This window comes from Amycolatopsis sp. PS_44_ISF1 (assembly GCF_032335455.1).
Taxonomy (GTDB): domain Bacteria; phylum Actinomycetota; class Actinomycetes; order Mycobacteriales; family Pseudonocardiaceae; genus Amycolatopsis.
In genome coordinates, this window is the sequence record NZ_JANUXO010000002.1 from 2487649 (window position 1) to 2508763 (window position 21115).

The 21115-nt window shown below is 72.7% G+C and carries 24 protein-coding genes; 8 read left to right on the plus strand and 16 right to left on the minus strand.

The genetic code is table 11. The features are described 5' to 3' along the window. Nucleotides 1–5 precede the first annotated feature (5 nt). Nucleotides 6–1241, minus strand: coding sequence for a glycoside hydrolase family 18 protein (locus NYF13_RS25315; RefSeq protein WP_315660137.1), 1236 nt, complete (start codon nucleotides 1239–1241; stop codon nucleotides 6–8). 164 nt (nucleotides 1242–1405) lie between these two features. Here NYF13_RS25315 and NYF13_RS25320 point away from each other — a divergent pair, with 164 nt between their 5' ends. Next, nucleotides 1406–1732, plus strand: coding sequence for a metalloregulator ArsR/SmtB family transcription factor (locus NYF13_RS25320; RefSeq protein ID WP_315660423.1), 327 nt, complete (start codon nucleotides 1406–1408; stop codon nucleotides 1730–1732). 288 nt (nucleotides 1733–2020) lie between these two features. Here the strand turns inward: NYF13_RS25320 and NYF13_RS25325 are convergent, their stop codons facing one another. Beyond that, a complete protein-coding gene (locus NYF13_RS25325; RefSeq protein WP_315660138.1) occupies nucleotides 2021–3046 on the minus strand; it encodes a 6-phosphofructokinase in 1026 nt (341 codons plus the stop codon). 384 nt (nucleotides 3047–3430) lie between these two features. Between NYF13_RS25325 and NYF13_RS25330 the strand changes: the two genes are divergently transcribed. Then, nucleotides 3431–4477 carry a 3-deoxy-7-phosphoheptulonate synthase gene (locus tag NYF13_RS25330; protein ID WP_315660424.1) on the plus strand — a complete coding sequence of 349 codons (1047 nt, stop codon included), beginning with the start codon at nucleotides 3431–3433 and terminating at the stop codon, nucleotides 4475–4477. A 182-nt stretch (nucleotides 4478–4659) separates the two neighbouring features. On the opposite strand, the gene NYF13_RS25335 is transcribed toward NYF13_RS25330, so the two are convergent. Further along, nucleotides 4660–5148: a polyadenylate-specific 3'-exoribonuclease AS gene (locus NYF13_RS25335; RefSeq protein ID WP_315660139.1), complete on the minus strand. Its 489-nt coding sequence runs from the start codon at nucleotides 5146–5148 to the stop codon at nucleotides 4660–4662. Between the two features lie 76 nt (nucleotides 5149–5224). Next, nucleotides 5225–5986 (minus strand): lysophospholipid acyltransferase family protein, encoded by a 762-nt coding sequence (locus NYF13_RS25340; RefSeq protein ID WP_315660140.1) that lies wholly within the window; start codon nucleotides 5984–5986, stop codon nucleotides 5225–5227. Between the two features lie 220 nt (nucleotides 5987–6206). On the opposite strand from NYF13_RS25340, the gene NYF13_RS25345 reads away from it, so the two are divergent. From NYF13_RS25345 to NYF13_RS25355, 3 genes are read left to right on the plus strand one after another with little or no spacing between them, the layout of a single operon-like run. Next, entirely contained in the window at nucleotides 6207–6974 is a 768-nt protein-coding gene (locus tag NYF13_RS25345) for an alpha/beta fold hydrolase (protein ID WP_315660425.1), read from the plus strand. Continuing rightward, on the plus strand, nucleotides 6971–7480 hold the full coding sequence (locus NYF13_RS25350; RefSeq protein WP_315660141.1) for a hypothetical protein: 510 nt from the start codon (nucleotides 6971–6973) through the stop codon (nucleotides 7478–7480). The genes NYF13_RS25345 and NYF13_RS25350 overlap by 4 nt, the downstream gene beginning before the upstream one ends. A gap of 10 nt (nucleotides 7481–7490) precedes the next feature. Next, entirely contained in the window at nucleotides 7491–8627 is a 1137-nt protein-coding gene (locus NYF13_RS25355) for a glutamate--cysteine ligase (RefSeq protein ID WP_315660142.1), read from the plus strand. A gap of 1 nt (nucleotide 8628) precedes the next feature. Here the strand turns inward: NYF13_RS25355 and NYF13_RS25360 are convergent, their stop codons facing one another. The 7 genes from NYF13_RS25360 to NYF13_RS25390 all read right to left on the minus strand — a co-directional run bounded on the left by NYF13_RS25360 (nucleotide 8629) and on the right by NYF13_RS25390 (nucleotide 13806). Next, the gene (locus NYF13_RS25360; protein WP_315660143.1) at nucleotides 8629–9507 is read right to left on the minus strand and encodes an NUDIX domain-containing protein; all 879 of its coding nucleotides are present in this window, start codon (nucleotides 9505–9507) and stop codon (nucleotides 8629–8631) included. Between the two features lie 4 nt (nucleotides 9508–9511). Further along, on the minus strand, nucleotides 9512–10471 hold the full coding sequence (locus tag NYF13_RS25365; protein WP_315660426.1) for an ROK family protein: 960 nt from the start codon (nucleotides 10469–10471) through the stop codon (nucleotides 9512–9514). Nucleotides 10472–10486: 15 nt separating this feature from the next. Beyond that, a complete protein-coding gene (locus NYF13_RS25370; protein WP_315660427.1) occupies nucleotides 10487–10852 on the minus strand; it encodes a hypothetical protein in 366 nt (121 codons plus the stop codon). Between the two features lie 65 nt (nucleotides 10853–10917). Continuing rightward, entirely contained in the window at nucleotides 10918–12096 is a 1179-nt protein-coding gene (locus tag NYF13_RS25375) for an ArsA family ATPase (protein WP_315660144.1), read from the minus strand. 9 nt (nucleotides 12097–12105) lie between these two features. Further along, nucleotides 12106–12549: an SRPBCC family protein gene (locus NYF13_RS25380; protein WP_315660145.1), complete on the minus strand. Its 444-nt coding sequence runs from the start codon at nucleotides 12547–12549 to the stop codon at nucleotides 12106–12108. A gap of 27 nt (nucleotides 12550–12576) precedes the next feature. Further along, a complete protein-coding gene (locus NYF13_RS25385; RefSeq protein WP_315660146.1) occupies nucleotides 12577–13371 on the minus strand; it encodes a metallophosphoesterase in 795 nt (264 codons plus the stop codon). Between the two features lie 9 nt (nucleotides 13372–13380). Beyond that, nucleotides 13381–13806: a polyketide cyclase / dehydrase and lipid transport gene (locus tag NYF13_RS25390; RefSeq protein ID WP_315660147.1), complete on the minus strand. Its 426-nt coding sequence runs from the start codon at nucleotides 13804–13806 to the stop codon at nucleotides 13381–13383. Between the two features lie 112 nt (nucleotides 13807–13918). On the opposite strand from NYF13_RS25390, the gene NYF13_RS25395 reads away from it, so the two are divergent. Further along, complete coding sequence (locus tag NYF13_RS25395; protein ID WP_315660148.1) at nucleotides 13919–15715, plus strand: long-chain fatty acid--CoA ligase; 1797 nt, start codon at nucleotides 13919–13921, stop codon at nucleotides 15713–15715. A gap of 60 nt (nucleotides 15716–15775) precedes the next feature. Here the strand turns inward: NYF13_RS25395 and NYF13_RS25400 are convergent, their stop codons facing one another. From NYF13_RS25400 to NYF13_RS25410, 3 genes are all read right to left on the minus strand, one after another. Then, a complete protein-coding gene (locus tag NYF13_RS25400; protein ID WP_315660149.1) occupies nucleotides 15776–16276 on the minus strand; it encodes a YbjQ family protein in 501 nt (166 codons plus the stop codon). A 40-nt stretch (nucleotides 16277–16316) separates the two neighbouring features. After that, nucleotides 16317–17423, minus strand: a complete 1107-nt coding sequence (locus tag NYF13_RS25405) for an FAD-dependent monooxygenase (RefSeq protein WP_315660150.1) — start codon at nucleotides 17421–17423, stop codon at nucleotides 16317–16319. A 67-nt stretch (nucleotides 17424–17490) separates the two neighbouring features. Next, complete coding sequence (locus NYF13_RS25410) at nucleotides 17491–18738, minus strand: aminotransferase class I/II-fold pyridoxal phosphate-dependent enzyme (RefSeq protein WP_315660151.1); 1248 nt, start codon at nucleotides 18736–18738, stop codon at nucleotides 17491–17493. Nucleotides 18739–18808: 70 nt separating this feature from the next. Between NYF13_RS25410 and NYF13_RS25415 the strand changes: the two genes are divergently transcribed. Next, a complete protein-coding gene (locus tag NYF13_RS25415) occupies nucleotides 18809–19291 on the plus strand; it encodes a hypothetical protein (RefSeq protein ID WP_315660152.1) in 483 nt (160 codons plus the stop codon). Here the strand turns inward: NYF13_RS25415 and NYF13_RS25420 are convergent. Then, nucleotides 19288–19908 carry a TetR/AcrR family transcriptional regulator C-terminal domain-containing protein gene (locus NYF13_RS25420; RefSeq protein ID WP_315660153.1) on the minus strand — a complete coding sequence of 207 codons (621 nt, stop codon included), beginning with the start codon at nucleotides 19906–19908 and terminating at the stop codon, nucleotides 19288–19290. The two genes, NYF13_RS25415 and NYF13_RS25420, sit on opposite strands and share 4 nt — an antisense overlap. A gap of 104 nt (nucleotides 19909–20012) precedes the next feature. Between NYF13_RS25420 and NYF13_RS25425 the strand changes: the two genes are divergently transcribed. After that, nucleotides 20013–20726 (plus strand): hypothetical protein, encoded by a 714-nt coding sequence (locus NYF13_RS25425; RefSeq protein ID WP_315660154.1) that lies wholly within the window; start codon nucleotides 20013–20015, stop codon nucleotides 20724–20726. A gap of 106 nt (nucleotides 20727–20832) precedes the next feature. On the opposite strand, the gene NYF13_RS25430 is transcribed toward NYF13_RS25425, so the two are convergent. After that, the gene (locus NYF13_RS25430) at nucleotides 20833–20973 is read right to left on the minus strand and encodes a hypothetical protein (protein WP_315660155.1); all 141 of its coding nucleotides are present in this window, start codon (nucleotides 20971–20973) and stop codon (nucleotides 20833–20835) included. Between the last annotated feature and the right edge of the window lie 142 nt (nucleotides 20974–21115).

Here is a 21115-nt window from a genome sequence, read left to right on the forward strand (position 1 = left end):
GGTCGTCACCTGGCGACGGCCGTGATCAGCTCGCCACCGGTGGTGTCGCCGGAGAGCTCCCAGACCATGGCGCCGCCGAGGCCCTGGGTCTTGGCGTAGCTCACCTTGCCGCCGATGGTGGCCGGGGTGTCGTAGCTCCACCAGTTCGAGCCGCACTTGGCGTACGCGGTGCCGGCGACCGTGCCGGTCGAGGGGCAGCTGCTCTTGAGCACCTTGTAGTCCTCGATGCCCGGCTCGTACTTGCCCGGCGCCGGCCCGGTGGCGGTGCCACCCGGCGCGGACTGGGTGACGCCGGTCCAGCCGCGGCCGTAGAACCCGATGCCCAGCAGCAGTTTCGACGCCGGGACGCCCTTGCTCTTGAGCTTCTGGATGGCCGCGTCGGAGTAGAATCCCGCGGTCGGGATGCCCGCGTAGGAGGTCAGCGGCGAGTGCGGGGCGGTCGGGCCCTGGGCGTTGAACGCGCCGAAGTAGTCGTAGGTCATCACGTTGTACCAGTCGACGTACTGCGCGGCGCCCGCGTAGTCGGCGGCGTCGATCTTGCCGCCGTTGGTGCCGTCGGCGGTGATGGCCGCGGTGACCAGCTTCGAGGCGCCGAACTTGGCGCGCATCGCCGCCATCACGTTCTTGAACGCCGCCGCGCCGCTGCTGTCGCAGCTGAGCCCGCAGGCGTTCGGGTACTCCCAGTCGAGGTCGATGCCGTCGAACAGGCCGGCCCAGCGGGGGTCGTTGACCAGGTTGTAGCAGGAGTTGGCGAAGGCGGCCGGGTTCTGCGCGGCCTGGCCGAAGCCACCGGACCAGCTCCAGCCGCCGAAGGACCAGATCACCTTCAACCCGGGGTGCTTGGCCTTGAGCTTCTTCAGCTGGTTGAAGCTGCCCGCGAGCGGCTGGTCCCAGGTGTCGGCGACGCCGTCGACACTGCCCGCGGCGTCGTAGGTCTTCTGGTAATCGGCGTAGGCGTCGCCGATCGCGCAGCCACCGTTGGTGACGTTGCCGAACGCGTAGTTGATGTGCGTCAGCTTCGCCGCCGAGCCGGAGGTCTCGATGTTCTTGACGTGGTAGTTGCGGTCGTAGACCCCCCAATCGGTGAAGTAGCCGACGACCTTGCCCACGGAGGCCTGCGCGCTCGCGGGCGCCCGGGCCGCGTCGGCGGGCGCGGCCGGCGCGACGAGGGCGAGGCCGGCGAGCGCGACGCCCACCGTGCCGATCAGGGACAGGAGGTTCTTCCTTCTCAGACCAACCATGCCGGGCTCCTTCGGGGAGTCACACCAGGTGACGGGGCAGAGTGGGGACGGTCACACCGTAAGTGGACTAGACCATTAGGTCAATGGTCCAGTCCATAGTTCATACCCGGCAATTCGCACATGCCTTGACAGACATGTACGGCCCGCGGCACATTTCCGGGGTGATGCCCACCTTCGACGTGCTGGCCGAGCCCCGCCGCCGCTCGATCCTCGACCTGCTCCGCGACGGCGAACGGTCGGTCGGCGAGCTGGTCGAGGAGCTCGAGCTCAGCCAGCCCGCGGTGTCCAAGCACCTGCGGGTGCTGCGGGAGGCGGGACTGGTCACGGTGCGGGTCGCGGCCCAGCGCCGCTGCTACCGGCTGCGCCCCGAACCGCTGGCCGAGGTCGACGCCTGGCTCGCCCCGTACCGCCGGTTCTGGTCCGGCCGGCTCGACGCGCTGGAGCGGCACCTGGACCGGACCGAGCCGGACGGGGATGGGGACGGGGGCTGACCCACCGCTACCGGTCCGGGCAGCCACCGGTCCGTGGCGAGGGCGGGGTGCCGGAGCGGACGCCCTGGGGGTCGCCCGCGAAGGTGTCCGTGTGGCCGGGGGTGGCCGGGGTGGGGCGAGCTGCGGTGGTCCGCCGCCCCGCGTCCACAGAGGACTTGATACAGCCGCTCCGGGTCGCGGCGAAAAAAGGCCGGAAGAAGTCGAAAATGGACAGTGCGTCCGAGCCCGGCGAAACCGTGCGCTCCCGTGGGTGAGGTGGGGCCGCCCCACCCCACCCACGGGCCGGGCTCAGCCGAAGAAGACCTCGGCCTCCTGGTAACGCTCGAGGGGCACGGTCTTCAGCTCCGCCGTCGCCTCGGACAGCTTCACGCGGGCGATGTCGGTGCCCTTCAGCGCCACCATCACGCCGAAGTCGCCGTCGGCCACCGCGTCCACCGCGTGCAGGCCGAAGCGCGTGGCGAGCACGCGGTCGTACGCGGTCGGCGTGCCGCCGCGCTGCACGTGCCCGAGCACCACGGCGCGGGACTCCTTGCCGGTGCGGTGCGCGATCTCGTCGGCCAGCCAGGTGCCGATGCCGCCCAGGCGGACGTGGCCGAAGGCGTCCTTCTCCCCGGTCAGCAGCTTCTCCTTGCCACCCTCGGGCAGCGCGCCCTCGGCGACCACGATGATCGGCGCGTACTCGCGCTCGAACCGGCGCTCGACCCATTCCACCACCTGGTCGACGGAGAACTCGCGCTCCGGCACCAGGATCACGCTCGCGCCGCCGGCCAGGCCGGAGTGCAGCGCGATCCAGCCCGCGTGCCGGCCCATGACCTCGACCACGAGCGCGCGGTGGTGCGACTCCGCGGTGGTGTGCAGCCGGTCGATCGCCTCGGTCGCGATGGCCACCGCGGTGTCGAAGCCGAAGGTGTAGTCGGTGGCGCCCAGGTCGTTGTCGATCGTCTTGGGCACGCCGACGACGCCGATGCCGTCGTCGGTCAGCCGCTTCGCGACCCCGAGGGTGTCCTCGCCGCCGATCGCGATCAGCGCGTCGATCTGCTGCTCGGCCAGCACGGCCTTGATCTTGTCGACCCCGCCCTCGACCTTGTACGGGTTGGTCCGCGAAGAGCGCAGGATCGTGCCGCCGCGGGTGAGGATGTCTTCGACGTCGTCGAGGCCCAGCGGCCGGCTGTCGCCGGTGATCGGGCCCTGCCACCCGTTGCGGAAGCCGACGAACTCCCAGCCGTGCACCTCGATGCCCTTGCGGACCACCGCGCGGATCACCGCGTTCAGGCCCGGGCAGTCCCCGCCACCCGTCAGCACACCGACACGCATCTCGAGCCTCCGTCTTTTCGTCACGTGGAGATTGCAGTCACATTTCGCCGCCAGGGTAGCGGCTCTCGTCTGGATCGGTGCAGCCCGTACCACCTGGCGAATCGGTCCGGGCCCGAGCCTGTGCTAGGTTGACCCCGTGCAGCGCTATTCCTGGTTTGCGAAGCCGGCCCCGGGTGGGCCCGGCGGCGTGAACCTGCGCTGACCACCACCGCCCGAGCCGGATCTTCCACCGGCTCGGCGAATTCTTGCGCGGGTCGGTGTTCCAGGAAGGAACCACCCGTGAACTCCCCCGCACCGACCACTTCCGCACCGAATCCTGCCGTACCGAGTCCTGCCGGGCCGAGTCCTGCCGGGCCGAGTTCCGGCGAGCCGGACGCCGGTGGGCTGGACGCCCGGCGCACCACCTCGATCAGCCCACTCATCTCCCCCGCGATGCTCCGCGAGGACCACCCCGTGGACCCCGCCGTGGCCGAGGTCGTGCGGACCGGGCGCCGGGCGACCGTGGACATCCTCGACGGGCGTGACGACCGGCTCGTCGTGGTCGTCGGCCCGTGCTCGGTGCACGACCCGGAGGCCGCGCTCGACTACGCCCGCAAGCTGGCCGCCCAGGCCGGGCGGCTGCGGGGCGAACTCCACATCGTGATGCGCGTGTACTTCGAGAAGCCGCGCACCACGCTGGGCTGGAAGGGCCTGATCAACGACCCGGACCTGGACGGCACCTTCGCCGTGAACAAGGGCCTGCGGCTGGCCCGCCGGCTGCTGCTCGACGTGTCGGCGCTCGGCCTGCCGGTGGGCTGCGAGTTCCTGGACCCGATCACGCCGCAGTACATCGCGGACGTGGTGAGCTGGGGCTCGATCGGCGCGCGCACGGCGGCGAGCCAGGTGCACCGGCAGCTGTGCAGCGCGCTGTCGATGCCGGTGGGGATCAAGAACTCGACCGAGGGCGACATCCAGGTGGCGGTCGACGCCACCCGCGCGGCCGCGGCTTCGCACGTGTTCCCCGGCATCACCGTCGACGGGCTCGCGGCGCTGCTGACCACCTCGGGCAACCCGGACTGCCACGTCATCCTGCGCGGCAGCTCGGCCGGCCCCAATTACGACCCGGCCTCGGTGACCGAGACGCTGGAGCGGCTGGCGAAGGCGGGCCTGCCGGAGCGCGTGATCGTCGACGCCAGCCACGGCAACAGCGGGAAGGACCACGTCCGCCAAGGCGAGGTCGTGACCGAGCTGGCCGGGCGGATCGCCGCGGGCGAGCGCGGGATCGCCGGGCTGATGATGGAGAGCTTCCTGACCGCCGGGCGCCAGGAGCTCGTGCTGGGCCGGGGCGCGGAGCTGGCCTACGGCCAGTCGATCACCGACGCCTGCCTGGACTGGGACTCGACCACCGATCTGCTCGACACGCTGGCCGCCGCTGTCCGCGCCCGCCGCTGACCGCGCGGCGCGGCGGGCGCCCGAGCCGGGTGCGCAACCACGCCTTCGCGGCCGCGACCAGGCCCGGCATCCGGACCGGCGCCACGAAACCGGCGAACGAACGACGCGCTGCGGCTCCCCTCCCCCACGGCGGAAGCCCGCCAAGACAGCCCGGGACACCCCTGCAGACGGTCCCGCAAAGCTCAGCGGCGGTGGAAGGCCGCCTCGATCACGTCCCAGCGCTGGTGGTTGTGCCGGGCGTCGGCCAGCGCGTCGTGCTGGTCGGTGGGGGCGGCGGGGAGCTTGGGCTTGTTCGCGTCCTCCCAGCGCTGGCGCAGGTCGCGGGTGAAGCGCGGTAGCTGGCGCGGCAGCGCGGGCATCGGGCCCCACAGTTGCGCCAAGGCGACGTGGTCGTAGGCGGCGAACCAGGCCCACAGCTCGATGCCGCCCGGTGGCTTGCCGAAGAACTCCAGCAGGTCGGTCCGGATCTGCTCCCGGCTGCGCCAGGCCGGATCGGCCGGCGAAGGCAGCTTCGGCAGCACGTTGTCCCGGACCCAGGGACCGGCCTTGCCCGGGTCGAAGTCGGTCGACACGGCGTAGAACTCGCGGCCGCGCTCGTCAACGACACCGATCGACACCAGGTCGATGGTCACGCCGTCCTCGATGAACTCGGTGTCATAGAAAAAACGCACTGCGGAAAACTAGCAGCGCCGCGAAGGGGCCCGGCCGAGGGCGGTGGCGGGAGGAAGCGGATCGCGGCGGGACGGGCTAGCCCGCCTTGCTCTCCGGCACCCGGGCCGCGTCCCGGGCGGACGGCTGCGCCGGCACCTTCGGGCGGATCCCGGCGGCTTCGGCGGCCAGCAGCTCCTTGGCCTTCGCCGCGTAGATGTCCACGTACTCCTGACCGGAGAGCTCCATCAGGGCGTACATGATCTCGTCGGTGATCGAGCGCTCGATGAAGCGGTCACCGGCCAGGCCGTCGTAGCGGGAGAAGTCCAGCGGCGTGCCGAAGCGGATCTCCAGGCGGCGCGGCCACCACATCTTGGAGCCGATCGGGTTGACCTTGTCGGTGCCGACCATGGCCACCGGCACCACCAGTCCGCGCGATTCCAGGGCGATCCGGGCGACGCCGGTCTTGCCCTTGTACAGCCGGCCGTCGGGCGAGCGCGTGCCCTCGGGGTAGATGCCGAGCAGGTGGCCCTCGCGGACCAAGCGGATGGCGGTGTCGAGCGCGGCCTGCGCGGCGTTGCCGCCGGAGCGGTCGATCGGGATCTGGCCGACGCCGGTGAAGAACCACTTCTTGAGCCGGCCCTTGATCCCCGGCTCGGTGAAGTACTCCGACTTGGCCGGGAAGGTGACCTTGCGCTTGACCCGCAGCGGCATGAAGAACGAGTCGGCCACGGCGAGGTGGTTGCCGGCCAGGATCACGCCGCCGGTCTCGGGGATGTTCTCGGCGCCGACGACCTTGGTCGGCCACAGCGTCTTGAGCAGCGGACCGATGAACACGAACTTCATGAGCCAGTACAGCACCGCGCTCTTGTCCTTCCCGTGGCCCGACGTCCGAGTTCTCAGTCGCCAAGACTACGAAACCGGGTGCTCCGCGCACAATGCGAGGCCGGGGGCCGCTGCCGGGCAGCGACCGATCTCACAGCCCCGGCCGGTGCCCGCGGGCAGCGGCCGGGGCCCCACAACACCGCGCGAGCGTGAGAGCATGGAAGACCTACACAGCTTCGATCGGAAGGCGTTCGCCATGGGCGTGCTCGCCGGCGCGGAACCGTTCGCCCACACCGGTTCGTCCGGGGCCGGGTTCCTGCTCTGCCACGGCTTCACCGGAACGCCGGCGGGGCTGCGCGCCTGGGGCCGCCACCTGGCCGAAGCCGGGTTCGAGGTCCGCTGCCCGCTGCTGCCCGGCCACGGCACCCGCTGGCAGGACCTCAACCGGACCACCTGGCCGGACTGGTACGGCGCGGTCCGCGAGGAGCTGCTCGCCCTGCTGTCCACCTGCGAGACGGTGTACGTCGGCGGCCTGTCCATGGGTGGCACGCTGACGTTGCGGCTGGCCGAGGAGTTCGGCGACCGGATCGCCGGGATCGTGCTGGTCAACCCGTCGGTCACCCGGCTCGGGTGGGACACGAAGCTGCTGCCGCTGCTCGCGCCCCTGGTCCCGTCGGTGCCCGCGATCGCCAACGACATCGCCAAGCCGGGCGAGACCGAGCTGGCCTACCCGCGCACACCGGTGCGCGCCGCGGCCAGCCTGGCCCGGCTGTGGCGCCTGGTGCGCGCCGACCTGGGCCGGGTCACGCAGCCGGTGCTGCTGCTGCACTCCCGGGTCGACCACGTCGTAGAACCCGAGAACGCGCAGATCGTGCTGGCCGGGATCGCCAGCACGGACGTCACCGAAGTGGTGCTGGAGCACAGCTTCCACGTCGCGACCCAGGACAACGACGCGGAACTGATCTTCAGCCGCAGTGTCGACTTCGCCCGGGCGACGCGGGCGGGACAGGGGGGTTACCGATGAGCAGGGGGAAAGGCGCGGACGGCCCCGAGGACGTCGACGCGACCTTCGCCGAGATCGTGGCGGACCTGCGGGCCGAAGGCGTGGGCGTGTTCACCGCGGACGCGCCGGAGGCCGCCGCGGACCCGGCGGCCGAGCGGCCCTCCGACAGCAGCCCGCCGCCGCCCGCGAAGCCGGAGAAACCGGCGGAGCCGGGGGAAGGCTGGCGCAGCGGGGGCACGAGCTGGGACGCCACCATGTTCTCCGACGACCCGGCCGGGGACGACGAGCACTTCGTCCCGCCGGAGCCGCCGCCGCTGCCCCGCCCGCGCAAGGGCGCGTTCGTGGTCCTGCTGTTCTTCGTGGTCGGCCTGCTGCTGCTGATCGTGCCCAACCTGATCGGCGTCAGCCCCTCGCTGTCCATGCCGCTGGGCATCCTCGCGCTCGCCACGGCGATCGCGCTCCTGCTGCTGCGCGTGCGCCAGGGCCCGCCGCCCGGCGCCGACCCGCACAACGGCGCCCAGGTCTGACCGGGCGGGCATGCGGATCGACTTCACCCCCTCACGCCGTTCGACGATCGGCGCGGAGTGGGAACTGGCGCTGGTGGACCGGCGCAGCGGCGAACTGGCCTCGGTCGCCGAGCGGATCCTCGACCAGGTGCGCCCGGACGGGGCCGACGAGCACCCGAAGATCAAGCAGGAGCTGCTGCTCAACACCATCGAGGTGATCTCCGGGGTCTGCACCACCGTGGCCGAGCTGAAGGCCGACCTGTCCGCCTCGCTCGAAGTGGTGCACGGGGTCACCGACCCGCTGGGCGTGGAGCTGTTCTCGGCCGGCACCCACCCGTTCTCCACCTGGTACCAGCAGAAGGTGACCGACCGGGAGCGCTACGCCAAGCTGATCGACCGCACCCGCTGGTGGGGCCGGCAGATGCTGATCTACGGCGTCCACGTGCACGTCGGCCTGGACCACCGGGACAAGGCGCTGCCGGTGCTCGACGCGATGCTGAACTACGCGCCGCACCTGCAGGCCCTCTCGGCCTCCTCGCCGTACTGGGGCGCCGAGGACACCGGGTACGCGTCCAACCGGGCGCTGATGTTCCAGCAGCTGCCGACCGCCGGGCTGCCGTTCCAGTTCGCCGAATGGGCCGAGCTGGAGCGGTACGTGGACGACATGTTCGTCACCGGGGTGATCGACCACTTCTCCGAGATCCGCTGGGACATCCGCCCGGCCCCGCACTTCGGCACGATCGAGATGCGCGTGTGCGACGGACTGCCGACGCTGGAGGAGGTCGGCGCCGTCTCGGCGCTGACGCAGTGCCTGGTGGAGGACTTCAGCACCCGCCTCGACGACGGCGAGCGCCTGCCGACGCTGCCGCCCTGGCACGTCCAGGAGAACAAGTGGCGCGCCGCCCGGTACGGCATCGACGCGATCGTCATCCTCGACGCCGCCGGCCGCGAGCGGCTGGTCACCGACGACCTGGCCGACCTGCTGGACCGGCTCGAACCGGTCGCCCGCCGCCTGGACTGCGTGGCCGAACTGCGCGACGTCGAAACCATCCTGGCCCGCGGGCCGAGCTACCTGCGGCAGCGGGCGGTGGCCGAGCAGCACAACGGCTCGCTCAAGGCCGTGGTGGCTTCGCTGGTCGCCGAGATGCGGGACGGCATCGCCCGCTGAGTCAGGCGTAGCGGTCGAGGTGGCGCAGCAGGGCTCCAGGCCCGATCACCGACGCACCGAGAGCCGTGACGCGGTCCCGCAGGCCGCGGTCGGCGGTCACCACCACCACGTGGTCGTCCGGGCGGACGCGGGCCGAAGCCGTGACCTCCACGATCTTCGAGTCGCCGTCGGTCTCGGCGGGTACCACGTGCACGGCCGGCACCGGGGGCACACCGCGGGCCTGGCCTTCGACCACCAGCACCACCCGGGGCCACCAGGTCCACTCCGGGCCGGCGCCGAGGCCCGCGACCGGGTCCGGCAGGCCCAGCTCAGCCGGTTTCACCAAGCGGTCGCGCAGGCGCTCGGCCGCGCCGTGGCGGTCGCGCCACCAGCCGTCGGGGCGGGAGCCGACCACGTTCGCGGCGTCGACCACCAGGACCAGCTCCCGGCCCAGCTGCGCGCGCAGGAGAGGCCACGAAACGGCGAAGTCCCGGTGCAGCGGCAGGTCCGCGACGGCTTCGGGCTCCACCCAACGCATCTCCGCGCTCTCCTGGTTCGCCACCTTCGCTTCGAGCGAGCTGTCGGCGACGCCCAGCACCGTGGTGTAGCGCCAGACCTGGTGGTCGAGCACCGAAGCGGACAACGCGCGAAACGCGGACTTCTCCACGTCGGCCTCTTCCCACGCCTCACGCGCCGCGGCCTCGCGCACGGTCTCGCCCACTTCCAGCGCACCGCCGGGCAGGGCCCAGGTGCCCCCGTTGTGCACCCACCAGGCCCGCCGCTGCAGCAGCACGCCGCGGGCGGGGTCCGAGAGCAGCAGCCCGGCCGCGCCGAACGCGCCCCAGTGCAGCCGGCCGCAGGCGGTGCACCGCACGAAGCGGTTGGCGGTCTTCGGCGTCACGCCTTCAGCCTGTCACACCGACTTCGGCTCCGGGAGCCTTCGCGGCGTCCACGGCCAGCGCGGCGGCGCCGACGATCGCCGTGTCGTCGCCGAGGTGCGCGGTGCGGATGCGGGCCAGCGGCCGGTAGCGGGCGCCGGTGATCGCCCCCGCGTAGTGCTCGCGGGCCTCGTCGAGGAACAGCGGCGCGGACTCCGAGACCCCACCGCCGATCACGATGATCTCCGGGTCGAACACGTCCGCCACCAGGGCCAGGCCCTCGCCGAGCCACTTGGCCAGCTCGGCCATGGCCCGCAGGGCGATCGGGTCGCCGTCGCGGGCGGCGCCGGCCACCCGGCGGCCGGTGACCGAGCCCGGGTCGCCCGCGAGCTCGCGGGAGAGCACCGTCGACCGGCCGGGGTGGCGGGCGAGCAGCTCCACCGCCGTCGCGGCCAGCGCGGTACCGCTGCAGTAGCGCTCCCAGCAGCCGTACTTCCCGCACGGGCAGGCGCGGCCGCCGGGCACCACGGTCAGGTGGCCCAGCTCGGGGGCCACGCCGTGGGCGCCGCGGTAGATCTCACCGTCGAGCAGCAGCCCGGCCCCGATGCCGGTGCCCAGCGCGACCAGCGCCGCCACCTTCGCCCCGCGCGCGGCGCCGAAGCGGTGCTCGCCGACCACGGCCGAGTTCACGTCGTGCTCCAGCGTCACCGGCAGGCCCACGCGCTTGGCGATCCGGTCGGCCACCGGCGCGTCCCGCCAGGCCAGGTGCGGCGCGAACATCACCGAACGGCGGTCGCGCGTGACGAAGCCGGCCACGGCCAGCCCGACCGCCGCGACGTCGTGCCGGTTGCGCAGGTCCTCCACGACGCCCGCGATGGCGTCTTCGAGCGCGTCCTCCGCACTCGGCGTCCCGACCCGCGCGGTGTCCAGCAGCGAACCCCGCTCGTCCACGACGCCGGCGCGCACACTCGTGCCCCCGACGTCCACCCCTATCGTCAGCACTCAGCTCTCCTGCTCCGGCCGCCACTCTTCCCGCCTGCGGACGGCGATGTGCTGCACCCGGGCCACTCCCGGCTCGCGGGCCGGCGCCGGGCGCGGGGCGGGCCGGAAGCCCGGCATGTGCACACCCCCGTCCGGCTCCCACCGGTCGGCGAGCACCGCCCGCAGCAGCGCCACCAGCTGGGCCAGCTGCTCCAGCACCCGGGCGGCGAACTCCGGGCGCTCACCTCGCACGACGGCGACGATCGCACACAGCGGGCACCAGCCGCACGGCGAACCGCCCCCGGCGGCCGCTTCGTGGGACTCGTCACCGCCGTGCCCGGCCGAGACCACCCCTTCGAGCCACGGCGCGGCCCGCTCCACCAGCATCTCGGCCAGCAGGCGGACCTCCTCGGCCAGCCGCGGCCCCTCGGCGCCGGGTCCGTCCTGGTCGCTCACCCGGGTCCCCGGTTCCCGGCCAGACTGACCACCAGGCCCTCGGCGTCGGATTCCGCGCCGGTGATCCGGCACGGCCGCAGCGGTTCCGGCAGCGCGATGAGCCGGCGGAAGCCGTCGACGGTGATCGCCAGGTCGTCCTCGACCCGGGCGAGGTCCACCTCCGAGGCCGGCTCCAGCGGAATGGCGACGCGCAGCCGGAAGCCGTCTTCCGCGTCGCTGATCCGGAGCAGCGGGGTAATGGGCTTTCCGTTGCCCGCCAAGGGATCCCGCCCGCCGTAGAGTTCTTCGGCCAGCTCGGCCAGCGCCCGCGCGCCCACCGGCTCACTGGCCCGGTGCTCGACCCGCGCCAGCTCCCGCGGGCCGAAACCGGCCGCCGCCAGCTCGGCCAGCACCGCGTCCTGCTGGGTCCGCCGGGTGCGCAGCCAGGCGGCGGCCGAACCCCGCCAGAAGCCGGGCGCGGGCATCAGCCGGTTCGCGATCAGCCCGTCCACCGCGATCCCGCGCAGGGCCAGCGAGCTGAGGGTGCGGCGGGTCTCGGCGACCACCACCCGTTCCGGGGTCAGCACCAGCCGCACCGTGGTGACGACCGGGTCGGTGAGCAGCGCGCGCAGCGACTCCAGGTGGGCGCCGAGGCGGTCCACCGAGTCCGCGGTGCGGCCGCGCCGGCCCGCCTTCCAGCCGTACGCCCTCCGCAGGTAGCCGGAGACCGCCTCGGGCAGCGCGAGCAGCCGCAGCGTCTCGGCGGTCGGGCCGCAGTCGACCACCACCGTGTCCCACGGACCGTGCTCGGCCAGGCGCTGCACCTCGGTCAGCGCGAGCAGCTCGTCGACCCCCGGCAGCACGGTCAGCTCCTCGGCGTCCAGCGCGTCGAGGCCCACCCCGGCCAGCGTGGCGCGCAACTGCCCGCGCAGCTCGTCCCAGGTGCGGTCGGCCAGTGAACGCGAGTCGACCTGCACCGCCGAGAGCCGGTGGGCCACCGCGGCGGTGCCGGGGGCGACGTCCACTTCGGCCGGCTCGGGGCCGAGCGGGCGGCCGAAGGCGTCGCCGAGCGAGTGCGCCGGGTCGGTGGAGACGACCAGCGTCTTCCCGCCGCGCCCGGCGAGCGCGGTGGCGGTGGCCGCGGCGAGCGTGGTCTTCCCGACACCCCCCTTGCCGGTGAACAGCAGGATCCGCATGCGTCTGCCCTACTCCCCGCCTTCGGCCCGCTTCTTGAGCTCCTTGAGGGCGGTGTCCATGACCATCTTCTCCGCCTTGCGCCGCAACAGCCCGATCATCGGCAGCGCCAGCTCCACCGCCAGCGTGTAGGTCACCTTCGTGCGGCCGCCGGAGAGGGCCTCCAGCGCGTACCGGCCGTTCTGCGCCTTCTGCATCTGGCCCTTGACCAGGTGCCAGCTCACGCCGAGGCCGGTGGCGTCCCAGTCGTACTCGAGGGTGTAGACGTCCTTGATCGGGCCGGCGTCGAGGGTGAGCTTCACCTGCTTCGCGCGCCCGGCCCCGTCGGTGCCGAGCACCTCGGCCTCACGGACCGCCTTGGCCCACTCGGGGTAGGCGGGGAAGTCGGCGATCACCGCCAGCACCCGGGCGGGCTCGGCGTCGACCTCGATGGACTGCGTGGACTGCTCGGCCATGGGACGAAGCGTAACCGGAGAGCGTCTTCACCAGCGCAGCACGTAGGGCTGCCCGGTCTCCTTGAAGTGGCCGACGTTGCGGCACTCGGTGCGCCCGAGCCGCCGGCGCGCGGCCAGCGGCTGGTGCACGTGGCCGAACAGCGACCACCGCGGCTGCTGCTCGTGGATCAGCTCCAGCAGCGCCCGCGAGCCCAGCTCGGCGCGCCGGGCCACCACGTCGTAGGTCAGGTCGGCGACCGCGGGCGGGATGTGGGTGCAGAGCACGTCGACCCGGTCGAGCCGGGCCACGGACTCGTCGAACTCCTCGCGGGCCCGCAGGTAGGGGCGCCAGGCCGCACCCGCGCGGGGCCGGGGCACCACGCCCTCGGGCAGCACCGCGCCGCCGACGAAGCCGAACCGCAGTCCGCCGATGGTGGCCACCGCCCCGTCGAGCACCTCGACGCCGGAGCCGGAGAACTCGGGCCACAGGGCGGGCGTGTCGACGTTGCCCGGGGTGGCGTAGGTGGGCGCGGTCATCGCGGCGAACAGGGTGGCGTACTGGCTGCGCACGGCCTCCTCGACGGCCGCGGCCGGGTCGTCCAGGGTGGCCCAGAGCGTGCGGGAGAACGCGACGGTCTCGTCCCGGGTGCCCTCCCGGCGCAGCCGCGCGAACTCGCCCACCCGCTCGGGCCCGAACAGGGCGCCCATGATGCCCTTGTCGTGCTCGCGGTAGTCGACGAAGTCGAGCAGGTCGCCCAGCACGACCAGCGCGTCCGCGCCCTCACCGGCGCGCTTGAGCGCATCGGCGTTGCCGTGCACGTCCGAGACGACGTGAACCCGCACGAGACCCTCCTAGTCCTCGGTTTCCTGGTGCCCCTGAGGGTGCCACTGGGGCGGGGTCCCGGGCTCGCGCCCGTCCTCGAGGACGTCCTTGAGGCCCAGGGCGAGTTCCTTCGCCGCGCGGGCGCGGTGGTCGAACTCACGACGCAGCCCGCGCGGGCTCAGCCCACGGGGACCGGCGGGCGTCGCCCGCAGGAAGTAGTGCAGCACGGTGCCGTCGAGCACGGGTTCCAGCCAGACCTCCATCGTACCGACGAGCGCGCCGGTGACGGTCCAGCGCAGGCCCTCGTCCCCCCGGTCGGTGTAGACCTGCAGGGACAGGTCCGGCCAGTACCGCCGCCAGGCGGCCGGGTCGGCGAAGGCCGCGGCGACCGTGCTCGGGGGCACCACGATGAAGGTCTCGTCCACGAGATCCAGTGCGGGTGGTCCGGGGTTCACCGGCGCAGAATGTCACGACCTCGTCCGTCGGTCCGCCGCGGCGTGGTCTTAAGGTCTACGACAAGCTAAGTTGACCGGCGGGTAACCGCACGCGTCGAACACGGAGGTCCACGTGCGCGAATACAGCGCCCCCGCCGGGAAGCCGGTGACCGACGACGAGAACCTGGCCGATGTCGTCTGGGCGAACGCCGAGCGGTTCTCCGACGTCGTCAGCTTCCGCCGCCAGGTCGAAGGCAGCTGGCTCGACGTGACCGCGAAGGACTTCGCCGACCAGGTCGCCGCGGTCGCGAAGGGCCTGGCCGGGGCCGGCGTCGGACCCGGCGACCGGGTCGCCCTGATGTCCAAGACCCGCTACGAGTGGACCCTGATCGACTTCGCGATCTGGGCCGCCGGCGCGGTCACCGTGCCGATCTACGAGACCTCCTCGCCCGAGCAGGTGCACTGGATCCTCTCGGACTCCGCCGCCCGGGCCGTGATCGTGGAGACCGAGGAGCACCGCGGCGCCGTCGACCAGGTCCGCGACCGGCTGAGCGGGCTGGAGCTGACCTGGCAGATCGAGGGCGGCTCCCCGGCCGTCGACGAGCTGACCGCGCTGGGCGCCGAGGTCTCCGACGAGGACCTGCACGCCCGCCGCCGCGCCGTCTCCGCGGGCGAGCTGGCCACCATCGTCTACACCTCGGGCACCACCGGGCGGCCCAAGGGCGTCGAGCTGACCCACCGCAACCTGCTGACCGAGATCCGGGCCGACATCGAGGCGTTCCCGGAGCTGATGGAGCAGGGCAACTCCCTGCTGTGCTTCCTGCCGCTGGCCCACATCCTGGCCCGCGCCATCGCCGTCACCGCGCTCTCGGCCCGGGTCACCCTGGGGCACACCCCGGACGTCAAGAACCTGGTGCCGGACCTGGGCACCTTCCGCCCCACCTTCGTGGTCGCCGTGCCGCGGGTGTTCGAGAAGGTCTACAACTCGGCCAAGCAGAAGGCGCACGGCGAGGGCAAGGGCAAGATCTTCGACGCGGCCGAGGCGGTCGCGGTCGAGTACAGCGAGGCGCTCGACGGCGGCGGCGCCGGGTTCGGCCTGCGCGCCAAGCACCTGCTGTTCGACAAGCTCGTGTACAGCAAGTTGCGCGCGGCGCTGGGCGGCCGGTGCGTCGCGGCGGTGTCCGGCGGGGCCCCGCTGGGCGCGCGGCTGGCCCACTTCTTCCGCGGCATCGGCGTGCCGGTGTTCGAGGGCTACGGGCTGACCGAGACCTCCGCGGCGGCGAACGTGAACACCAAGACCGCGTTCCGCGTCGGCACGGTCGGCAAGCCGGTGGCCGGCAACTCGGTGCGCATCGCCGAAGACGGCGAGATCCTGGTCAAGGGCGGAGTGGTGTTCGGCGCGTACCACAACAACGCCGAGGCCTCGGCCGAATCGCTCACCGACGGCTGGTTCCACACCGGCGATCTGGGCGAGCTGGACGCCGACGGCTTCCTGAAGATCACCGGGCGCAAGAAGGAGATCATCGTCACCGCGGGCGGCAAGAACGTGGCGCCGTCCGGGCTGGAGGACACGATCAAGGCCTCGCCGCTGATCAGCCAGGCCATGGTGGTGGGCGACCAGCGGCCGTTCATCGGCGCGCTGGTGACCATCGACGAGGAGTACTTCCCGTCCTGGAAGAGCCGGCACGGCAAGCCCGCGGACGCCACCGTCGCCGATCTGGCCGCCGACGAGGACCTGCGCGGGGAGATCCAGGCCGCGGTGGACGAGGCCAACAAGCAGGTCTCGCACGCCGAGTCGATCAAGAAGTTCACCGTGCTGACCAAGGACTTCACCGAGGCCGGCGGCGAGATCACGCCGAGCATGAAGCTCAAGCGCAACGTGGTGAGCAAGAACTACGCCGGGGACATCGAAGCGCTGTACCGGAAGTAGCCCGGTCCGAAAATAAGGTGGCCTCCCAGTTCGGGAGGCCACCTTATTTTCGGCCGGGATTCAGCCCTGCGGGAAGTTCTGCGGCGGCGGGAACTGCTGCTGTTGCGGCTGGCCCGGCTGCGGCTGGGCGTGCTGTGACTGCGCGTGCTGGGGCTGGGCGTGCTGCGACTGGGCGTGCTGCGACTGGGCGGCCGGGGGCTGCTGGCCGCCTTCGGGGACCACGTAGACCGCCGTGCCGTACGCGGCGATCTCGCTGGCCGTCTGGGCGATCTCGTTGCAGTCGAAGCGCAACGCGAGCACCGCGTTCGCCCCGTGCTGCATGGCCTCCTGCGAAAGCCGGTGCAGCGCCTCGTAACGCGAGTCCGAAAGCAGCTTCGAAAGGCCCTTCAGCTCACCGCCGGCCATGGCCTTGAAGCCGGCGCCGAGGTTCGAGAACATGTTGCGGCTGCGCACGGTCAGCCCGAAGACCTCGCCGAACACGCGGACCACGCGGTAACCGGGCAGATCGTTCATGGTCGAGAGCAGGATCGGGAACTGCTGCGGGGGCGCGGGTTGAGTCATGCGCGCATCGTAGCCAGCCCGGCGCCCGCGCACCCGCGGTTCAGGAAGTGATCCGCGCGTTCCAGTCGATGTGGTGCCGGTAGGCCCAGCCCCGCTCCTCGCCGACGTCCTGGCCCGCGCTCGCCGCCACCAGCTTCTCCACCCGGGCGCGGCGCAACCGCTCGTAGGCGAGGAAGGCCGAGGGCGCGTCCGGCAGGTCCCGCAGGCACAGCGCGAGCACCACGCTGTCCTCCAGCGCCATCGAAGCGCCCTGTCCGGCCGAAGGCGAGGCCGCGTGGGCCGCGTCGCCGACCAGCACCATCCGCCCGGTGGACCAGAGCCGGGTGGTCGGCACGTCGTAGGAGTGGTCGCCGAAGACCTCGTCGCCGGTGGCCGCGATGATGTCCGCGCACGGCAGCGGGTCGCCCGCGAACCGCTCGTGCGCGAACTCCCGCCACTGCTGCGGGGTGACCGACGCCAGTTCTTCGCGCGAGCGCTCGGCTTCCTGGATGCGGGCGAACCAGAACGTGGCCCCGTCCGGCGCCGTGGTGTAGCCGAAGCCGGCCCGGCTGCCGCGGATCATCCGGTAGAGGCCCGGGGCGGCGGGCAGTCCTTCGGCCCGGGTGTAGCCGTAGACGACGGTGAGTCCGGTGAACCGCGGCTCGTCGGCCTCCGGGTCGATCCGGGTGCGGACGGCCGACCGGAGACCGTCCGCGCCGACCAGGATGTCGCCGGACTCGGTGGAGCCGTCGGCGAAGGTGACGAGGACCCCGTCCGGGCCCGTCTTGACCGCGACCAGCCGGCGCCCGTGGGCGACGGGGATGCCGCGTCGCCCCGCTTCTTCCTGCAGCACGCGGTAGAACGCGGCGCGGGTGAGCGTGCGCGGGCCGTCACGCCCGGTGTCGTCGAAGGACTGCGGGCCCGCGGTTTCGCCCTGGGGCCCGACCACCTCGATGCCGAGCGCGGCGAACGACGCGTCGACCACCGGTCCGTCGGCCTCGATCGCGCGCAGGGCGTCCATGCCGTTGTGCATCACGGTGAGGAACGCCCCCGCGTCCGCCCCGCCGGACGGATGGGCCTCGAAGACCGCGGCCTCGTGACCCGCGCGGTGCAGGGCCATCGCCGTGACCGTGCCGGCGATGCCGCCGCCGGCGACCAGAACCCGCATGTGTGTCCCTCCGGGAGAAGTCCGTGCCGCCACCGACCCTAGCGAACGGCGGCGGCCCGGACTCCGCTCAGGCGCGCTGCGCGACCGCGAGGCGCAGGCAGACCACCAGTCCGCGGACGGCTTCCTCCAGCTCGGCGATCTCCGGGAACGACGGGGCGATCCGGATCACCGCGTCGGCCGGGTCGTCGCCGTACGGGTGCGTGGCCCCGGCCGGGGTCAGCGCGACGCCCGCCTCCTTGGCCAGCCGCACGATCTCCTTGGCGGTGCCCTCGGGCGCGGTCAGCGTGATGAAGTACCCGCCGGCCGGCCGGGTCCAGGTCGCCAGCCCGGAGCCGTCCAGCTCCTCGGTCAGGATCCGGTCGACCGCGGCGAACTTCGGCGCCAGGATCTCCGCGTGCTTGCGCATGTGGGCGCGCACGCCCTCGGCGTCGCCGAGGAACTGCGCGTGCCGGAGCTGGTTCACCTTGTCCGGTCCGATGGTGCGCTTGGCGGCCAGCCCGGACCACCACGCGATGTTGGCCGGCGAGGCGCCGAAGAAGCCGACGCCGGCCCCGGCCAGGGTGATCTTGGAGGTGGAGCCGAAGACGAACGCGCGGTCGGCGTTGCCCGCTTCGGCGCACAGCGCGAGCACGTCGGCCAGGGCCGGCTCGTGCTCGGTCAGGTGGTGCACGGCGTAGGCGTTGTCCCAGAAGATCCGGAAGTCCGGCGCCGCCGTGGTCATCGTGGCCAGCCGGCGCACGGTCTCGTCGGAGAAGGTGACGCCGGTCGGGTTCGAGTACTTCGGCACGCACCAGATGCCCTTGATCCCCGCGTCCCCGGCGGCGAGCCGCTCGACCACGTCCAGGTCCGGGCCGGACTCGGTCATCGGCACCGGCATGAGCTCGATGCCGAACCGCTGGGCCAGGTGGAAGTGGCGGTCGTACCCCGGGACCGGGCAGAGCATCGCCACGCGCGGCTCGTCGGCCCACCGGCGCTCGCCGCCCGGCAGCACGCTGAGCAGCGACTGCACCACGGCGTCGTGCATCAGCTCCAGGCTCGAGTTGCCCACGGCGAGCAACTGGTCCACCGGGACCTGCAACGCCTCGGCGAACACCCGGCGCAGCTCCGGCAGGCCCTTGGCGCCGCCACCGTAGTTGCGGGTGTCCGTGCCGTCCTCGGCCCGGTACCGGCCGTCCGGCAGCGTGAGCAGGTCCGCGGAGAGGTCGAGCTGCCGGGGGGACGGCTTGCCGCGGGTGATGTCGAGGGAGAGGCCGCGGTCGACGAGCGCCGCGTAGTCGCGGCGGGCGGTGTCGACGTCGACGGGAGCAGTGGTCATGGGCACCACGCTAAACCGCGCGTCGATACCATTTCGGGTGACCCCCTGTCCAGGGTCTAGCGTGGTGCGCGTGCGTCTCGTGGTTCATGCCGACCAGCGTCAGTTCTCCGTTCGCGACACCTCGGCCTGGGTGCCGGGCGACGGCGGCTGGACCGCCGAAGCCGTGACCTCCCACCGGATCGCGGTCGAACCGTTCTCCCTGGCCGTGGCCACCGCGCGCTCGGACCTGGTCGAGGTGGAGGTGACCGTGCACCCCGCCCGGCCCGCCCTCGACGAAGCAGCCGGGCACGTGGTCGAGGCCGATCTGGACTCGCGCGGCGGCGCGTTCACCATCGCCGGGCCCACGGACTCCCCGGGCCGGCAGCACCGGCTGCCCGCCGCGCCGGGGCGCCACCGCGTACGCGTGTCCTATGTGGAGAGTGGGCCGCCGGACGCGGAGTGGAACGACTTCGAGTACGGCGCGCACTTGCGGTACGTGCTCGACCTGTGGCCGTCGGAGGCACCGGCGCCGGTGACCGTGCTGCGCCAGGGGGCCGGGGTCTGGGACGGCTAGGCACCGTCCCCGAGGGCCCGGCACAGCAGCCGGACGGCACCAGCGAACTTCTCCTCCGGGGTGGCGGCCCCGGCCTCGGTGAAGGTCAGGGGAAACCGCTCGGCCAGCGCCGCGATGTCCGCCTCGCGCACCTCCGGCGTGCCGGGTTCGGCCTGCTCCTGCAGCACGAATCCGGTGACGTGGCTCAGGATCGCGTCCGCCGCGATGGCCCGCGGCCCGGCCGGGACCCCGGCTTCGGCCAGCGTCCGCAACAGCCGTTCCATCAGGCCCAGCGCGGCCGGGCTGAGCGTGCGCGGGCTGCCTGCCAGCAGCACCGCGCCGCCGGGGTGGCGCAGGAGCGCCTGCCTCAACGCGCCGGCCTGCGCGACGATCCGGTCCGGCCAGGGCGCGTCCGGCGGCAGCGCCGCCAGCGCCGTGGCGCCCTCGTCACTGGCCTGCTGGGCGACGCGATCGGCCATCAGGCAGAGCAGGGCGTTCTTGTCCCGGACGTGGTAGTAGAGGCTGCCCGCGTGCACCCCGAGCCGGTCGGCCACCTGGCGCATCGACAGGCCCGCGTACCCGACCTCGTGGAACACCGCCATGCTCGCCTCCACGATGCGGGCCGCAGTGAGCTTCACCATGACAGCCTACCAGTTTTCGAACACTGTTTGAAATTGGCCCCGACCGAGCTAGACTGCCGTCCAGACCGATTCGAACACTGTTCAAAAACTGGGGTTTCACCATGGACGCGATCGTCTTCAACCTGACCACGGCGCTGCTGCTGATCCTGATCGCCGCCTCCGGGCTGACCCTTCTCGGCCGGGACACCGTCCCGAACCGGCGGATGCCCTGGCTCGCGGTCGCCCTGACCGGGCTGGCGGTGGCCGGCGTGGTGCTCCAGCTGTGCTGGCCGGGCGCGGGGGACGCGCTCGACAGCGACCCCTCCCGGGCGGGCTGGTGGCGCGTGCTCACGGCGGTGTTCCTGCAGAACGGCGGCGTGGCCGGGGCCGCGTGGAACCTCGCCACGCTCGCCGTGATCGCCGCGCTGGCCGAATGGTTCTGGGGCCGGCCGCTCGCCCTGCTCCTCTTCCTGGCCGGAATCCTGCTGCCGCACCACATCGACGCGCTGCTCGGCCTCGCCGCCGGTCCGGTCGACCCCCGCAACTTCGCGGGCAGCTCCGGCGCCACCTACTTCCTCGGCGCGACCCTCGCCGCCCCCCTGCTGATCCGCACCCGCGTCCCGAAGCAACGCCTGACCGCGATCGCCGTCGTGGCCCTCGGCCTGGCCATGTGGTTCGTCCAGGACAACGGCCACGGCCTGGTCTCGGTCTACGGCTTCGTCCTGGGCGCACTGACCTGGGCCGTGGGCCACCGGTGGCTCCACCCGGACCGCGACCTGGTCCACCCGGCCGGGCTGCGGGTGGGTGTGCTGCCCGGGTTCGCTCGCAAGGGGTGAAAGGACTGCGGCACAACAGGATCCCGGAAGACTCGGCGCCCGCCGAGCGAGCGCAGGGCCTCCCCCGCGGCGGCGAGCCAGCCGCTGAGGATCGCGGGGGTTTGCCTCACCAGTTCGGCTGCACGGCGACCAGTCCGGCCGGGGTGTGCAGTTCCTCGCGGTGCCGGCGGATCAGCGGGTCCGGCTCCGCGGCGAGGAAATCCTCCGCGCGGGTTCTGCTGGTGTAGGGCGCTTCGGCGGTCAGCACCGGGTGCCCGGCTCCGGTCCGGGCGTACCGGGTCGTTCGGCCAGCGCGTGTGTGAAGCTCCCCGGCCGTGCGTAGGCCGGTAGCACGAGCACCGGCCGGGACGTCGTTGCGTGGTCCACCGCCGCAGCGGACCTCCGCGACC

Bases quoted from the DNA above. Each gene is read 5' to 3' on its own strand.
- NYF13_RS25405 (WP_315660150.1), bottom strand. From the start codon at position 17,423: ATGCGGGTTCTGGTCGCCGGCGGCGGCATCGCCGGCACGGTCACGGCG.
- NYF13_RS25400 (WP_315660149.1), bottom strand. From the start codon at position 16,276: ATGACTCAACCCGCGCCCCCGCAGCAGTTCCCGATCCTGCTCTCGACC.
- NYF13_RS25345 (WP_315660425.1), top strand. From the start codon at position 6,207: ATGGGCGTGCTCGCCGGCGCGGAACCGTTCGCCCACACCGGTTCGTCC.
- NYF13_RS25320 (WP_315660423.1), top strand. From the start codon at position 1,406: ATGCCCACCTTCGACGTGCTGGCCGAGCCCCGCCGCCGCTCGATCCTC.
- NYF13_RS25350 (WP_315660141.1), top strand. From the start codon at position 6,971: ATGAGCAGGGGGAAAGGCGCGGACGGCCCCGAGGACGTCGACGCGACC.
- NYF13_RS25355 (WP_315660142.1), top strand. From the start codon at position 7,491: ATGCGGATCGACTTCACCCCCTCACGCCGTTCGACGATCGGCGCGGAG.
- NYF13_RS25380 (WP_315660145.1), bottom strand. From the start codon at position 12,549: ATGGCCGAGCAGTCCACGCAGTCCATCGAGGTCGACGCCGAGCCCGCC.
- NYF13_RS25315 (WP_315660137.1), bottom strand. From the start codon at position 1,241: ATGGTTGGTCTGAGAAGGAAGAACCTCCTGTCCCTGATCGGCACGGTG.
- NYF13_RS25370 (WP_315660427.1), bottom strand. From the start codon at position 10,852: ATGCTGGTGGAGCGGGCCGCGCCGTGGCTCGAAGGGGTGGTCTCGGCC.
- NYF13_RS25410 (WP_315660151.1), bottom strand. From the start codon at position 18,738: ATGACCACTGCTCCCGTCGACGTCGACACCGCCCGCCGCGACTACGCG.
- NYF13_RS25375 (WP_315660144.1), bottom strand. From the start codon at position 12,096: ATGCGGATCCTGCTGTTCACCGGCAAGGGGGGTGTCGGGAAGACCACG.
- NYF13_RS25425 (WP_315660154.1), top strand. From the start codon at position 20,013: ATGGACGCGATCGTCTTCAACCTGACCACGGCGCTGCTGCTGATCCTG.
- NYF13_RS25325 (WP_315660138.1), bottom strand. From the start codon at position 3,046: ATGCGTGTCGGTGTGCTGACGGGTGGCGGGGACTGCCCGGGCCTGAAC.